This is a genomic window from Pseudomonas baetica (assembly GCF_002813455.1).
Taxonomy (GTDB): Bacteria; Pseudomonadota; Gammaproteobacteria; order Pseudomonadales; family Pseudomonadaceae; genus Aquipseudomonas; species Aquipseudomonas baetica.
Map to the genome: position 1 here is coordinate 5,918,318 of NZ_PHHE01000001.1, position 14,352 is coordinate 5,932,669.

Below are 14,352 nucleotides of genomic sequence, written 5' to 3' on the forward strand. Positions count from 1 at the left end.
GGTTCAACTGTGAAACAACAAAACCAGCAGCACCAGATTTCCCAATAGGGCCACCAACGCCATCGTCCGCCACACCTTCAACGGCTCACGCTCCAGCAACGGCCGAGGCCGCACGCTCAAACTGCGGCGCTCTCCCTGTTCCAGTACCAACAACCATTCTTCCGCTGTTTCAAAGCGTTGCTGCGGATCAGCCGCCACCCCGCGCTCCAGGCTCTGTGCCAGCCATTCCGGCAGATCCGGTCGATAACGACCGGCACTCACCGGCAGACCAAAGCGTGGCCGCTGAAAGGCTTCGATCTCGCCATAGGGAAAGTGCCCTGTGAGCAGGAAATACAGGGTCACGCCCACTGCATACAAGTCCTGTTGCGCACTCGGCGGATCACCGCGAAAGCCTTCCGGGGCGATATAACTCGGTGTTCCCGGCAGCGTTGACGGTGCGTCTTCGGACAGTCCCGGACAATACGCCAGGCCAAAATCCAGCAGCCGCAGCTCACCGTCATCCCCCCCATGCAGATTTTCCGGTTTGATGTCCCGATGCAGAATCTGCCGCCGATGCAGCAGCCCCACCGCACGCAGCAGTCGCTCCGCCAATTCCTGCCACTGCGCCAATGGCAGCGGGCCGTTGCGCGCGAACAGCTGCGCCAGCGTCGTCCCCGAATATTCCCGCATCACGTAGTACACATGCTGTCGCTGAGGGCAGGCGTGGACTTCAGGAAAATGCCGCCCGGCCACGCGCTTGAGAAACCATTCTTCCGCCAGCAGCGCTTGCCCCGCCATGGGGTCATCGGCTGAATGCGCGGGAAGGGTTTTCAGTAGCCACGTCTGGTCTTGTCCATCGAGGACCCGATACAGCAGCGACTGCTGGCTCTGTCCGACTACGCCCTGCACCTGCCAGCCTTCGAAAGACTGGCCGGGTTTGAGCGGCGGCGGCAGCGGCCATTGCTGCAGATGGATCAAGGCATCGCCGATGCTCGCTTCACCGACGGCATCGACCCGCACCAGCAAAGCGCTGGCGTTGTCCTGACTGCCGGCCAGATGGGCGGCGGCGACCAGTGTTTTTGCGGCGCTGTGCAGATCCGGTTGATCGCGCAGAATCGCCGCAATCGCGCTATCGCCCAGCGTCGCCCAGACGCCGTCACTGAGCAGCACGAAACACTCGCCGTCGTGCAATTCGCCATCGAGAAAATCCAGTACCAAGTGCTGATCCAGCCCCAGCGCACGCTTGAGTACATGTTGCATACCCTGCTGATCCCAAACGTGATCGTTGGTGATTCGCTGCAAGCTCTCGGCGTGCCAGCGATAGACACGGCAATCGCCGACATGGGCCAAGGTAAAACGCCGACCGCGGATGACCAAAGCGCTGACAGTGGTGAGCAGCGGCTGCCCACCACCATTGGCCTGCAACCAGCGGTTCTGCGCGAGCAGCAAGCGATCCAAGGCCTGTGCCACGCCCCAGGTTTGCGGGGTGGCGTAGTAGTCGAGCGCCAGTGCCTGCAAAGTCGAACGCGCGGCGAGGCCGCCATCGGCGCACTGGCTGACGCCGTCGGCGATGGCGAACAGATAGCCTTTGCTCGCTGCCAGCGCCGGAGCGGGCGTGACCAGACGCAAGGCGTCCTGATTCTCCGCTCGCGGGCCGGTGGCGCTGGCTTCGGCGAAACTCAGTTGCAGGGCCATTGATTGCTCAGACCCGCGCCGCCGTCACGGCTGCCGAACCCCAGGTGGTTCTCCAGCGGCGCTTGACACCGTGCAGACCGAACCACGCTAATACCCCCAGGCTGGCGAACAACCACAGCGCCCATTGATAACTGCCGGTGCTTTGTTTGATTGCTCCCATGCCGGCGGCCAAGGCAAACCCACCGATACCGCCGGCCATGCCGATCAGCCCGGTCATCACGCCGATTTCCAGGCGAAAACGCTGCGGCACCAGTTGGAATACCGCGCCATTGCCTGCACCCAGACCGAGCATGGTGCAGACGAAAAGGGCCAGCGCCGCGTAGGAACTTGGCAGATTAAAGCCGACGATGGCGATGCAGATGGCCGCCACGGTGTACATCCCCAACAACGTGCGGATGCCGCCGAAGCGATCCGCCAGTGCGCCGCCCAATGGCCGCATCAGGCTGCCGCCGAACACGCAAGCCGCGGTGTAATAACCCGCCGTGACCGGGCTCAAGCCGTATTGATCGTTGAAGTAACCGGGCAGGGCGCTGGCCAGGCCAATGAAGCCGCCGAAAGTCACGCTGTAGAAAAACATGAACCACCAACTGTCGCGGTCGCCGAGGGCCTTGAAGTAGTCGGCGACGGCTTTGGCTTTCGGGCGTTGCGGCGCGTTTTTCGCCAGCCAGGCGAACAACACCAGCGTGATGATCAACGGAATCACTGCGAAGCCGAAGACGTTGCCCCAGCCGAAGGACGCGGCGAGTACCGGTGCGAGCAGTGCAGCGAACACGGTGCCGGAATTGCCCGCACCGGCAATGCCCATGGCTTTGCCCTGATGTTGCGGTGGATACCACTGCGAGGCCAGTGGCAGGGCCACGGCAAACGACGCGCCGGCCATGCCGAGGAACAGGCCCAGAACCAACGCCTGTTCGTAACTGTGGATGCCGAGTTTCCAGGCGCCAAACAGCGCGCAGATGACAATCACCTGGCCGATCAGCCCAGCGGTTTTCGGCGACAGGCGATCGGCGAGCATGCCCATTGCGAAGCGCAGCACGGCGCCGGCAAGGATCGGCGTGGCGACCACCAACCCACGTTGTTGCGTGGTCAGGTGCAGGTCGGCGGCGATTTGCACCGCCAGCGGGCCGAGCAGGTACCAGACCATGAAACTCAGGTCGAAATAGAGGAAGGCCGCGAACAGGGTCGGGGTGTGGCCGGATTTCCAGAAGCTTGAATTCATCGCGCACCTCAGCTGAAAAGAGTCTCGAAAGGAGTCATGCACAGCAGGTGGGGCGCCGCCACGGCCGCACCACCGGCCCCGGTCTGTGGGGCCAAAACGCAAAAACGCCGCTACCTGGATCGCCTGAAAGCGATGGAGGTGAGCGACGTCTTTGTCGTGGGTGGGGCAACCGCCGTTGGTTACCTGTGCTGAATGCTTAGCGAGATTTGTGCCAACAGGTTGAGACCGAGACGCAGCCTATCGCTGGCAAGCCAGCTCCCACAGGTTCTGTGGTGTTCGCAAATCCTGTGGGAGCTGGCTTGCCAGCGATGAGGCGCGTACAGGCTCAGCAAACCTCAGCCAAGCAACTCACTCATCGCAATGATCTGCTCCGCCACCTGAATCAGCTTCTGCTGCCTGCTCATCGCCTGGCGGCGCATCAAGGTGTAGGCCTCTTCCTCGTTGCAGTCCTTCATCTTCATCAACAAACCCTTGGCCAGTTCGATGCGCTTGCGCTCAGCCAATTGCTGATCACGCGCCTGCAACTGCGCGCGCAAGGCCTGATCGCTCTCGAAACGGGCCATGGCCACATCAAGAATCGGCTGCAAACGCTGTGCGTGAATGCCTTCGACGATGTAGGCACTGACCCCGGATTTGATCGCCTGACGCATCACGCCGGGGTCATGTTCATCGGTAAACATCACGATCGGCCGAGGCTGATCGCGGCTGACCAATACCACTTGTTCCATGACGTCGCGGCTCGGTGACTCGGTATCGATCAGGATCACATCCGGGCGCACTGTTTCGACGCGTGCCGGCAGGTCGATGGTCAGCCCGGACTCGTCGATCACCTCGAAGCCGGCCTCGGTCAGCGCGGCTTTCAGGCGCCCGACTTTTTTTGCGGTGTCGTTGATCAGCAGAATGCGCAGCATGTTCGCGGTCTCCTGTCAGCGGCGGGCGAGAAGGCGAGCGTCGTCGCTCAGGGCGTGCAGCTTGAAGCTGCGGGCGTACCCGGCTGGATCGCTGCCGTCCCAGATTTTGCCGTCGAGCAACTGACTGCTGCGCATGTCCGTGCCCCACGCGGCGACGCCCACGGCGGTTGCCGCTTCGCGATAGATGTCCAGTTGCTGCACCTGACCCGCCACGGCGAGGTAATCCGGGTCTTCGCGCAGCAAACCCCAGCGACGGAACTGGGTCATGAACCACATGCCGTCGGACAAGTACGGCAGATTCACTTCTCCCTTAGCGTGAAAGCGCAACGCGTGTGGATCCTGCCAGCGATTGCCGAGGCCATCGGCGTAATCGCCGAGAAAACGCGGCTCGATGCAGGCCGCGGGGGCGTCGAGGTATTCCGGCGCACTCAACAGTTGCGCGGTGCTGCGGCGGTTTTCCGGGCTTTCTTCGATGAAGCGGCTGGCTTCAAGGATCGCCATCACCAGCGCCCGCGCGGTGTTCGGGTACTGCTCGACGAAGGCGCGGGTGCAGCCGAGGACTTTTTCCGGGTGATCGGGCCAGATGGTCTGGCTGGTGGCCAGGGTGAAACCGAGATCCTGCTGCACCGCGCTGGCGGCCCACGGTTCGCCGACACAGAATCCGTCGATGCGCCCGGCCTGCAGGTGCGCGACCATTTGCGGCGGTGGCACCACCACGCTGTCGACATCCTGTAATGGGTGAATGCCCTGGCTCGCCAGCCAGTAATAAAGCCACATCGCGTGTGTGCCGGTCGGGAAGGTCTGGGCGAAAGTCAGTTTTGCGCGGGATTGGTGCACGTGGCGATCCAGCGCTTCAGGACTGCTCACGCCGAGGCTTTGTAGGCCGTGGGACAGGTTGAGGCTCTGACCGTTTTGGTTGAGGCCCATCAACACGGCCATGTCGGTGGATGCGACGCCGCCGATGCCCAAATGCACGGCGTAGATCAAACCGTACAGGCTGTGGGCGGCATCGAGTTCGCCGCTGACCAGTTTGTCGCGCAAATTGGCCCATGACGTCTGACGTTTCAGGTTCAGCGTCAGGCCATAAGGCTGGGCGAAACCCTGAGTGGCGGCGACGACCACCGAGGCGCAATCGCTCAGGGCCATGAAACCGAGGTTGATCGCGCTTTTTTCCGGGGCGTCGCTGCCGTTGACCCAGGCCAGTGGCCCGACGGAGGGTTCATTCATCGCATGCACCTGCAAAAGCCGCCTTGAAAAAAAACGTCGCCCCAGGCTTTGCGCAGGCAAACCCGAAGACGACGCCATTGTCCTTGCCTGCACGCCGTCATTGGCCTGCCGGCTGATAACAAGGAGGGTGCAAGGCATATGCCAGTCGCGCTGATTTGCGCATGCGCCTCGCGCGGCAGGTGGATGCCCGGCTATAATCGCCGCCTCTTTTCGCCGCCCGAGTCATCGCCGCCCATGTATTCCCTGGCCCGTCAGCTGTTGTTCAAACTTTCCCCGGAAACCTCCCACGATCTGTCGCTGGATCTGATCGGCGCGGGTGGGCGTTTGGGCCTCAACGGCTTGCTGTGCAAGGCGCCGGCGAAGGTGCCGGTGACAGTCATGGGTCTGGACTTCCCGAACCCGGTAGGGTTGGCAGCCGGTCTGGACAAGAACGGCGCGGCCATCGACGGCTTTGCGCAGTTGGGTTTCGGTTTTGTCGAAATCGGCACCGTGACCCCGCGTCCGCAGCCGGGCAACCCGAAACCACGGATCTTCCGCCTGCCGGAAGCCGAGGCGATCATCAACCGCATGGGCTTCAACAACCTCGGTGTCGATAACCTGCTGGCGCGGGTGGCTGCAGCAAAATATAAAGGCGTGTTGGGCATCAACATCGGCAAGAACTTCGATACGCCGGTTGAGCGTGCGGTTGACGATTACCTGATCTGCCTGGACAAAGTCTACGCCCACGCCAGTTACATCACGGTCAACGTCAGCTCGCCGAATACCCCGGGCCTGCGCAGTCTGCAATTTGGTGATTCGCTAAAGCAGTTGCTCGCGGACCTGGCCACGCGCCGCGCTGAACTGGCCTTGCGTCATGGCAAGCATGTGCCGTTGGCGATCAAGATCGCGCCGGACATGACCGACGAAGAAACCGCGCAGGTGGCGCAAGCGCTGATCGAAACCGGCATGGACGCAGTGATCGCGACCAATACCACCCTGAGCCGTGTTGGCGTTGAAGGCATGGAGCATGGTGACGAGGCGGGCGGCCTGTCCGGCGCGCCAGTGCGTGACAAGAGCACCCACACGGTGAAAGTGCTGGCGGCTGAGATGGGTGGTCGGTTGCCGATTATTGCGGCGGGCGGAATTACTGAAGGCAAGCATGCGGCAGAAAAGATCACGGCCGGTGCGAGCCTGGTGCAGATTTACTCGGGCTTCATCTATAAGGGCCCGGCGTTGATTCGCGAATCCGTAGACGCGATCGCCGCCCTGCGCTGATCCTTGTGGGAGCGAGCCTGCTAGCGAAGGAAGTGTATCTGTCGCTAATAATGTGACTGGACGAAGGCTTTCGCGAGCAGGCTCGCTCCCACAGGGTTGTGCCCGGCACAAGAAACTGCAGGCATAAAAAAGGGCTCCTCGAAGGAGCCCCTGGGCCGAAGCCCGCCGTCCGGGAAGGACGTGCGTGGTTAATGCGGTACAAATTCAGATTGTCGTGTCGGAATTAATGCCCTGTGTCAGCCGACGGCGTGAAGTTCGTTGAGTCTGTGGATTCCCGCAGTGCCGGTCATACCGTCCCAGTTGTCGCCGCGTCCTTCTCGCCAGCCGTTGATCCAGGCTTGACGTACCGACGGTAGAGTAAATGGGCAAAGCTCACGGGATTTGCCACCAACGCCATATTGATATCCGCGCAAAAATGCTCTTTCCAACGGATCACGCTTAAGTCTTCTCATAGGGTGTTTCCCTCACTTGTTGACTGTTTGTGTCGCGTTGACCTCAACCGAGGTCTGGCAGAAAAAACTCTGCCTTGGGGCGGCTCGCTGCCGGCGTGGCGAGCCAAGGTGTTGACGCCGTTGCGACGTCAACCTGTGGTCAGTTCTAACCAATGAGTCACAGCGATGGAATGACCGTTTTGTCATAAGGACGTAACGAAAAAGATGCTATAGCGATAAGTAACCGTGTATTTGTTCAATGTTTATTGAGCAAACCCCGGTATGATCGGCCTCGCGCTGGATGATGGGGTTAATTCTTTAGTGAGAATGACCTACGGGTGCAGTCGGGTACTATTCGACGAAGGGTTGCTTTGAGTCATTTTGTTGCACCAACTTTTTTCTCTGTCCTTGCATCTAAGCTCTTTTAACCCGAGCAGCGGGGATGGAACGGCACACCTTCGTGCCACGCGGGCGTTCTTGTAGAAAAGCGCCTGATTGAAAACCGGGTCGGCAATGCGTTGCCGATCCACTAGCCAAAGGCTCTGGAAATACCATGTCCGACCGTTTCGAACTCTTCCTCACTTGCCCCAAAGGCCTTGAAGGCCTGCTTATCGAGGAAGCCGTCGGGCTTGGCCTTGAAGAAGCCCGCGAGCACACCTCCGCCGTGCGTGGCATGGCGACCATGGAAACCGCTTATCGCCTGTGCCTCTGGTCGCGTCTGGCCAACCGCGTGTTGCTGGTGCTCAAGCGCTTCCCGATGAAGGACGCTGAAGACCTGTACCACGGCGTGCTCGACGTCGAGTGGCAGGATCACATGCTCAGCGATGGCACCCTGGCCGTCGAATTCAGCGGCCACGGCTCAGGCATCGACAACACCCACTTCGGCGCCTTGAAAGTCAAAGACGCCATCGTCGACAAACTGCGCACCCCGCAGGGCGACCGTCCGTCGATCGACAAGCTCAACCCGGATCTGCGCATTCACTTGCGCCTGGATCGCGGCGAAGCAATCCTTTCTCTCGACCTTTCCGGCCACAGCCTGCACCAGCGCGGCTATCGCTTGCAGCAGGGCGCGGCGCCGCTGAAGGAAAACCTCGCGGCAGCGATCCTGATCCGTTCCGGCTGGCCACGCATTGCGGCCGAAGGCGGCGCACTGGCTGACCCGATGTGCGGTGTCGGTACGTTCCTGGTAGAAGCCGGCATGATCGCCGCCGACATGGCACCGAACCTGCGTCGTGAGCAGTGGGGCTTCACCGCGTGGCTTGGTCACGTCCCGGCGCTGTGGAAAAAACTCCATGAAGAAGCTTCCCAGCGTGCGGCTGCCGGTCTGGCCAAGCCACCGCTGTGGATTCGCGGTTACGAAGCTGATCCACGCCTGATTCAACCGGGTCGCAACAACGTTGAGCGTGCGGGCCTGAGCGAGTGGATCAAGATCTACCAGGGCGAAGTGGCGACCTTCGAGCCGCGTCCGGATCAGAACCAGAAAGGTCTGGTGATCTGCAACCCGCCGTACGGCGAGCGTCTGGGTGATGAAGCCAGCCTGCTGTATCTCTACCAGAACCTCGGCGAGCGTCTGCGTCAGGCCTGTCTGAACTGGGAAGCGGCGGTGTTCACCGGCGCCCCGGATCTGGGCAAGCGCATGGGCATCCGCAGCCACAAACAGTATTCGTTCTGGAACGGCGCGCTGCCGTGCAAGCTGCTGCTGATCAAAGTGCTGCCGGATCAATTCGTCACTGGCGAGCGTCGTACTCCGGAGCAGCGTCAGGCCGAGCGTGAGCAGGCCGCTTACGATCAAACCCCGGACGAGCCGCAAGAGCGCAAGTTCAACAAGAACGGCAACCCGATCAAACCAACGCCAGCCCCGGCGCCCGTGATCGAGCAGCCGCGCTTGAGCGAAGGCGGGCAGATGTTTGCCAACCGCCTGCAAAAGAACCTCAAGGCGATGAGCAAGTGGGTCAAGCGTGAAGGCATCGATTGCTACCGCGTCTACGATGCCGACATGCCGGAATATGCTATGGCCATCGACCTGTACCACGATTGGGTGCACGTCCAGGAATACGCCGCGCCGAAGTCCATCGACCCGGAAAAAGCCTCGGCCCGCATGTTTGACGCGCTGGCGGCGATTCCTCAGGCGTTGAACGTCGACAAGAGCCGCGTGGTGGTCAAACGCCGCGAGCGTCAGAGCGGCACCAAGCAGTACGAGCGTCAGGCTGCGCAGGGCAAGTTCAATGAAGTCAGCGAGGGCGGCGTGAAGTTGCTGGTCAACCTCACCGACTACCTCGATACCGGTCTGTTCCTCGATCACCGGCCAATCCGCATGCGCATTCAGAAAGAGGCCGCCGGCAAGCGCTTCCTCAATCTGTTCTGCTACACCGCGACGGCCAGTGTGCACGCGGCCAAGGGTGGCGCGCGCAGCACCACCAGTGTCGACCTGTCGAAAACCTACCTCGACTGGGCACGTCGCAACCTGTCGCTGAACGGCTATTCGGACAAGAATCGTCTGGAGCAGGGTGACGTGATGGCGTGGCTGGAAAGCTGCCGCGAAGAGTACGATTTGATCTTTATCGATCCGCCGACGTTCTCCAACTCCAAGCGCATGGAGGGTATTTTCGACGTGCAGCGTGATCAGGTGCAGTTGATCGACCTGGCCATGGCCCGTCTGGCACCGGGCGGTGTGCTGTACTTCTCCAACAACTTCCGCAAGTTCCAGTTGGAGGAGAACCTGGCCGAGCGTTACGCGGTCGAGGAAATCAGCGCGCAGACCATTGATCCGGATTTCGCGCGCAACACCAAGATCCACCGCGCCTGGAAAATCACGGCTCGTTGACGCTTGAGCTGGTTGGATCCACAGAGCCTTGATTTTTAAAGGCTCTTGGATCCGTTCAGCGCTAGCCAAATTAATGGCTAATAGCTATAAATCACTCATGGCCAAAGGGGGGCCTTCCCCGGAATAACTGGCGTAGTGAGTTGCCCTTATGTCGTTGCACCCCGTGCGCCCGAAGATTCTGGGTTTTATCAGCGAAGACGTCTCGGCCTGGCTGGTCGCGATGCTGGTATTGCTCGCCGGCGGGATTCTCACGGGGCTGCTTGCCTGGGCGACCTTCAATCAATTTCAGCACCAACTGCGTCAGCGCTTCCAACTGCTGGCCAATGAGCGTTACAGCCGCATCGAAGAGCGCTTTCAGGATCAGGAACAACGGCTCGATGGTCTGCGCCGCTTCTTCGCCAACTCCGAATCGGTGTCCCGTGCCGAATTCGACGGTTATACCCAACCCTTGTTGCTGCGTACCCAGGCCTATTCGTTTGCGCCCAGGGTCAGCGCTGCCGAGCGCGCCGCGTTCGAACAGCGTGTGCGTGATGAAGGCCTGAGCACCTTTACGATTCGTGAACTCAACACGCAGGGCGAATTGCAACTGGCCGCCGACCGTGATGAATACGTGCCGGTGCTATACAGCCAGACGCAAAGCCGCCTTGGCTCGCCGCTGGGTTACGACCTGCTGGCGCAACCCCTGCGCCGCGACACCCTGCAGCGTGCCGACAAACTCGGCAATCTGGCAGTGTCGCAACCGCTGCATTTGGTGAGCATCGAGCCGTCCTATGCGCGCGGTGTGCTGCTGGTCGCGCCGGTGCTGCGCGAAGGCAAGCGACCGCCGTCGGGCTACGTGATGGCAGTGATCAGCATGCGCCAGTTGTTGGCAGATGGCTTGCCGGATGCGTTCCACGACTATTTGTCAGTGCGCATTCTCGACCTGTCGACCAATGATCAACACGAGGTGTTGTTCGAGTCCACCAATGAACCGGCCCCCAGTGATCTGGCGGTGACGCGGCTGGTGCGTATGGCTGACCATGACTACCAGGTCGACATCCTGCCAAGCGATGCCTTTATCCAGGCCAACCATTCCTCGGTCGGCAGCGTGATCATTCTGGGTGGCTTGCTGAGTGTGCTGCTCAGTGCGTTGCTTTATGTGCTGGTCAGCCAACGCCAGCGGGCCCTGCGCCTGGTCGAGTTGCGCACGCAGGAATTGCACGAGCGTGAACAGGAGCTGCGCGGCACTCACGGGCAGCTGCGTGGCGTGCTGAATGCCGCCACCCAAGTGGCAATCATCGCCACCGATTTGCGCGGCGTGATCAACACCTTCAACCCCGGCGCGGAACAGATGCTCGGCTACAGCGCTGGCGATGTCGTCGGCCGCATGACCCTGGAAAATCTGCATCTGCCACGCGAGTTGATGGCACGTTCCGCCGAGTTGAGCGCGCGGTACGGCAAGCGCATACCCAACTGTCACGCGATGCTGGTCGAGGGCGGTGAAGTCGGCGGCCATGAGGCCCGTGAGTGGACGCTGGTGCGCAGCGATGGCAGTCATCTGCCGGTGAACATGCTCGCTACCCCGGTCCTGGACGAGCAGGGCCTGTGGGTCGGGCATCTGGCAATCTGCATCGATATTACCGAGCGCAAGCGCGTACACGAGGCGCTGGCGGCGCGGGACGTGTTGTTAAAGAAGCTCAGCGCCCACGTTCCGGGCGGTATCTATCAATGCAAAATGGAGTTCGGCGGGCGTTTCAGCGTGATCTATGCCAGCGATGGTATTCGCGATATTTACGAGCTGGAGCCGGACGTGCTGTTGCTCGACGCCGAGGCGATCTTTTCTCGCATCCACCCGCAAGACATCACCCGTGTACGTACGTCGATCCGTGATTCGGCCGACGACCTCAGCCCATGGCGCGAGGAGTACCGTGTGCAGTTGCCCGAACGCGGCCTGCGCTGGGTGCGCGGTGAGGCGACGCCGGAAGAGCTGCCCGGCGGCGGGGTGCTGTGGCATGGCTACATCTCGGACATTTCCGACCTCAAACGCGTGGAGGAAGAACTGCGCGCGTTGTCGGTGACCGATTCATTGACCGGTATTCATAACCGCCGCTACTTTCAGGAGCGCCTGACCACCGAAATGGCCCGAGTCGAGCGCGGCGGTGGTGAGCTGTCGGTGATCATGCTCGACATCGACCATTTCAAACGCATCAACGACCAGTACGGCCATGCCGTCGGCGACCGGGTACTGCAAGCCGTGTGCGAACGCATCGGCCATCGCTTGCGGCGCACCGATGTGTTCTGCCGCTTGGGTGGCGAGGAGTTCATGGTGTTGTGCCCGGACATCGACGGCCAACACGCGTACAGGCTGGCCGAGGAGTTATGGCGTGGCTTGCGCAGTGCACCGGTGGATGTGGTCGGCGTGGTGACCGCGAGCTTCGGTATCGCCAGTTGGCGACCGGGCGAGGGCGCCGATTCGCTGCTGCTGCGCGCCGATTCCGGTGTGTACATGGCGAAGCAGCGCGGGCGGGATCGGGTCGAGCAGATGAGTTAGGCCCTGCCACCAAACCAATGTGGGAGCGAGCCTGCTCGCGAAGGCGGTGTATCAGTCAGCACATTTATTGACTGACCTGACGCCTTCGCGAGCAGGCTCGCTCCCACAGGGTTTTGTGGTGTTGCTTGAACTTGGGTTACAGGACCGAAGCCGTCTGGGCCGTCTTCGGCTGGCGATACAGATCCAACAGCACCTGATCCAGCACCGACGACGCACCAAACGGCGCCTTGTCGTTGAGGATCGCCACCACCGCCCAGGTATTGCCATTGACGTCGCGGCTGAAACCGGCAATCGCGCGCACGGTGTTCAGGGTGCCGGTCTTGACGTGGGCTTCGCCGCGCATCGCGGTGGTCTTCAGGCGTTTGCGCATGGTGCCGTCGGTGCCGGCGATCGGCAACGAGCTGATGTATTCGGCGGCATACGGGCTGTGCCATGCCGCCTGCAGCATGCCAGCCATCTCGCGGGCGCTGACGCGTTCAGCGCGGGACAGACCGGAGCCGTTTTCCATCACCAGATGTGGCGCGGTGATGCCTTTCTTCGCCAACCACTGACGCACCACACGTTGCGCGGCTTTGGCGTCGTCACCGTCGGCGTCGTTGCGGAATTTCTGCCCCAGGCTCAGGAACAGTTGCTGGGCCATGGTGTTGTTACTGTATTTGTTGATATCGCGGATGATTTCCGCCAGATCCGGCGAGTAGGCGCGGGCCAGCAGCTTGGCGTTTTTCGGGGTCGCCGCGAGACGATCCTTGCCCTGAATGCTGCCGCCCAGTTCCTTCCAGATCGCGCGCACGGCGCCCGCGGTGTAGGTCGCGTGGTCGAGCAGCGACAGGTAGGTTTGCGAACTGCAACCTTCGCCCAGTTGCCCGGCGACGGTGACGGTCACGCTGCCATCGGGTTGCGCCACCGGGTTGTAGCGCACACCACCGGTGCATTGCTTGGAGTTGAGGGCTTTGACGGTGTTCTCGATGCGGATGCTGGCAATCGGCGGTTCCACCGAGATCAGCACACGCCCACCATCGTTGCGGGCGACAAAGCGCAGGGCCTTGAGGTTGACCAGCAGCGAGTCGGGCTTGACCAGGAACGGCTTGTTCTCGTCGTTGCCGTCGTCATTGAATTCCGGCAGTTGCGGCTGCACGAAGAAGTTGCGGTCCAGCACCAGATCACCGGTGATCTGCGTCACGCCGTTGGCGCGCAGGTCACGCATCAACAGCCAGAGTTTTTCCATGTTCAGTTTCGGATCGCCGCCACCCTTGAGGTAGAGGTTGCCGTTGAGGATGCCGCCGTTCAGGTCGCCGTCGGTGTAGAACTCGGTTTTCCATTGATGATTGGGGCCGAGCATTTCCAGCGCTGCATAAGTGGTGACCAGTTTCATGGTCGAGGCCGGGTTGACCGACACGTCGGCGTTGTACACGGTCGGGTTGCCCGGGCCGTCCAGCGGCACCATGACCAGCGACAGGGCCGAAGGCTGCAGCTTGCTGGCCTTCAGGGCTTTTTCGACGTTAGGCGTGAGGGAAGTGTTGATGGTGGCAGCAGAAACAGGCAGGGCCAGAGGAAGAAGAAGGCCGGCCAGCAATAGAGGACGCAACGATTTGATCATATGAAATAAAACCCTGCAGAAGAGGGGAAAAAAGGCGAGGACATGGATGAAAAAGCCCTCAGTGGTCATGAAAGTGTCGGCATTATGCCCCAAGGTGTTACCGCTTGTGCCGTCCCGGAGGGGGCTAATCGGTGATTTTTTTACAGGCGGTCGGCCGCAGCGTCCATAGAGGCGGGCAATTGACGTCTTAAACTGGTAAAGTGCCCGCCGTATTTACTTAAGAGGATTGTTCCAATGGCGACTAACCGTTCCCAGCGTCTGCGCAAAAAACTGTGCGTTGATGAATTTCAAGAGCTGGGTTTCGAACTGAACCTGGACTTCAAAGAAGACTTGTCCGAAGAAGCCATTGACGCTTTCCTCGAAGCATTCATCAAAGAAGCCATGGAAGCCAACGGTCTGGGTTATGTTGGCGGCGACGACTTCGGTCTGGTATGCCTGCAGAAGCGTGGCTCGGTCAACGAAGAGCAGCGTGCTGCCGTTGAAGCCTGGCTGAAAAACCGTTCCGAGCTGACCAAGGCTGAAATCAGCCCGCTGCTGGACGTTTGGTATCCGGAAAAGCCGATCAACGCGGCTAAGTGACACTGAAAAAAACGGCGACCTGAAGGTCGCCGTTTTTTTTCGTGAATCAAAAGATCGCAGCCTGCGGCAGCTCCTACATGGGAATGGTGTACACCCTGTAGGAGCT

The 14,352-nt window shown here is 60.9% G+C and carries 11 protein-coding genes; 5 read left to right on the forward strand and 6 right to left on the reverse strand.

Annotated elements, in window-relative coordinates; genetic code table 11:
* Positions 1-3 precede the first annotated feature (3 nt).
* The gene (locus tag ATI02_RS27415) at positions 4-1,674 is read right to left on the reverse strand and encodes a bifunctional protein-serine/threonine kinase/phosphatase (protein ID WP_100847905.1); all 1,671 of its coding nucleotides are present in this window, start codon (positions 1,672-1,674) and stop codon (positions 4-6) included.
* A gap of 7 nt (positions 1,675-1,681) precedes the next feature.
* Complete coding sequence (locus ATI02_RS27420; RefSeq protein ID WP_100847906.1) at positions 1,682-2,893, reverse strand: nitrate/nitrite transporter; 1,212 nt, start codon at positions 2,891-2,893, stop codon at positions 1,682-1,684.
* Between the two features lie 36 nt (positions 2,894-2,929).
* Between ATI02_RS27420 and ATI02_RS27425 the strand changes: the two genes are divergently transcribed.
* Entirely contained in the window at positions 2,930-3,085 is a 156-nt protein-coding gene (locus tag ATI02_RS27425; protein ID WP_238156293.1) for a hypothetical protein, read from the forward strand.
* A 143-nt stretch (positions 3,086-3,228) separates the two neighbouring features.
* On the opposite strand, the gene ATI02_RS27430 is transcribed toward ATI02_RS27425, so the two are convergent.
* Both ATI02_RS27430 and ATI02_RS27435 read right to left on the reverse strand, forming a co-directional pair.
* On the reverse strand, positions 3,229-3,804 hold the full coding sequence (locus tag ATI02_RS27430) for an ANTAR domain-containing response regulator (RefSeq protein ID WP_007916390.1): 576 nt from the start codon (positions 3,802-3,804) through the stop codon (positions 3,229-3,231).
* Between the two features lie 15 nt (positions 3,805-3,819).
* On the reverse strand, positions 3,820-5,031 hold the full coding sequence (locus tag ATI02_RS27435) for a CmpA/NrtA family ABC transporter substrate-binding protein (RefSeq protein WP_100847907.1): 1,212 nt from the start codon (positions 5,029-5,031) through the stop codon (positions 3,820-3,822).
* 234 nt (positions 5,032-5,265) lie between these two features.
* Between ATI02_RS27435 and ATI02_RS27440 the strand changes: the two genes are divergently transcribed.
* Entirely contained in the window at positions 5,266-6,285 is a 1,020-nt protein-coding gene (locus ATI02_RS27440; RefSeq protein ID WP_100848509.1) for a quinone-dependent dihydroorotate dehydrogenase, read from the forward strand.
* Positions 6,286-6,521: 236 nt separating this feature from the next.
* On the opposite strand, the gene rmf is transcribed toward ATI02_RS27440, so the two are convergent.
* Positions 6,522-6,737, reverse strand: coding sequence for a BatR family protein (rmf, locus tag ATI02_RS27445; RefSeq protein WP_003223300.1), 216 nt, complete (start codon positions 6,735-6,737; stop codon positions 6,522-6,524).
* A 532-nt stretch (positions 6,738-7,269) separates the two neighbouring features.
* On the opposite strand from rmf, the gene rlmKL reads away from it, so the two are divergent.
* The gene (gene rlmKL, locus ATI02_RS27450) at positions 7,270-9,540 is read left to right on the forward strand and encodes a bifunctional 23S rRNA (guanine(2069)-N(7))-methyltransferase RlmK/23S rRNA (guanine(2445)-N(2))-methyltransferase RlmL (protein WP_100847908.1); all 2,271 of its coding nucleotides are present in this window, start codon (positions 7,270-7,272) and stop codon (positions 9,538-9,540) included.
* Positions 9,541-9,688: 148 nt separating this feature from the next.
* On the forward strand, positions 9,689-12,070 hold the full coding sequence (locus ATI02_RS27455; RefSeq protein ID WP_100847909.1) for a sensor domain-containing diguanylate cyclase: 2,382 nt from the start codon (positions 9,689-9,691) through the stop codon (positions 12,068-12,070).
* Between the two features lie 136 nt (positions 12,071-12,206).
* Here ATI02_RS27455 and dacB read toward each other — a convergent pair whose 3' ends face one another.
* On the reverse strand, positions 12,207-13,667 hold the full coding sequence (gene dacB / locus ATI02_RS27460; protein WP_100847910.1) for a D-alanyl-D-alanine carboxypeptidase/D-alanyl-D-alanine endopeptidase: 1,461 nt from the start codon (positions 13,665-13,667) through the stop codon (positions 12,207-12,209).
* 234 nt (positions 13,668-13,901) lie between these two features.
* On the opposite strand from dacB, the gene ATI02_RS27465 reads away from it, so the two are divergent.
* Complete coding sequence (locus ATI02_RS27465; RefSeq protein ID WP_095189455.1) at positions 13,902-14,246, forward strand: YggL family protein; 345 nt, start codon at positions 13,902-13,904, stop codon at positions 14,244-14,246.
* The last annotated feature ends 106 nt before the right edge of the window (positions 14,247-14,352 follow it).

Excerpts from the sequence above, each read along its gene's own strand:
- ATI02_RS27415 (WP_100847905.1), bottom strand. The coding sequence starts at position 1,674 with ATGGCCCTGCAACTGAGTTTCGCCGAAGCCAGCGCCACCGGCCCGCGA.
- ATI02_RS27420 (WP_100847906.1), bottom strand. The coding sequence starts at position 2,893 with ATGAATTCAAGCTTCTGGAAATCCGGCCACACCCCGACCCTGTTCGCG.
- ATI02_RS27425 (WP_238156293.1), top strand. The coding sequence starts at position 2,930 with ATGCACAGCAGGTGGGGCGCCGCCACGGCCGCACCACCGGCCCCGGTC.
- ATI02_RS27430 (WP_007916390.1), bottom strand. The coding sequence starts at position 3,804 with ATGCTGCGCATTCTGCTGATCAACGACACCGCAAAAAAAGTCGGGCGC.
- ATI02_RS27435 (WP_100847907.1), bottom strand. The coding sequence starts at position 5,031 with ATGAATGAACCCTCCGTCGGGCCACTGGCCTGGGTCAACGGCAGCGAC.
- ATI02_RS27440 (WP_100848509.1), top strand. The coding sequence starts at position 5,266 with ATGTATTCCCTGGCCCGTCAGCTGTTGTTCAAACTTTCCCCGGAAACC.
- rmf (WP_003223300.1), bottom strand. The coding sequence starts at position 6,737 with ATGAGAAGACTTAAGCGTGATCCGTTGGAAAGAGCATTTTTGCGCGGA.
- rlmKL (WP_100847908.1), top strand. The coding sequence starts at position 7,270 with ATGTCCGACCGTTTCGAACTCTTCCTCACTTGCCCCAAAGGCCTTGAA.
- ATI02_RS27455 (WP_100847909.1), top strand. The coding sequence starts at position 9,689 with ATGTCGTTGCACCCCGTGCGCCCGAAGATTCTGGGTTTTATCAGCGAA.
- dacB (WP_100847910.1), bottom strand. The coding sequence starts at position 13,667 with ATGATCAAATCGTTGCGTCCTCTATTGCTGGCCGGCCTTCTTCTTCCT.
- ATI02_RS27465 (WP_095189455.1), top strand. The coding sequence starts at position 13,902 with ATGGCGACTAACCGTTCCCAGCGTCTGCGCAAAAAACTGTGCGTTGAT.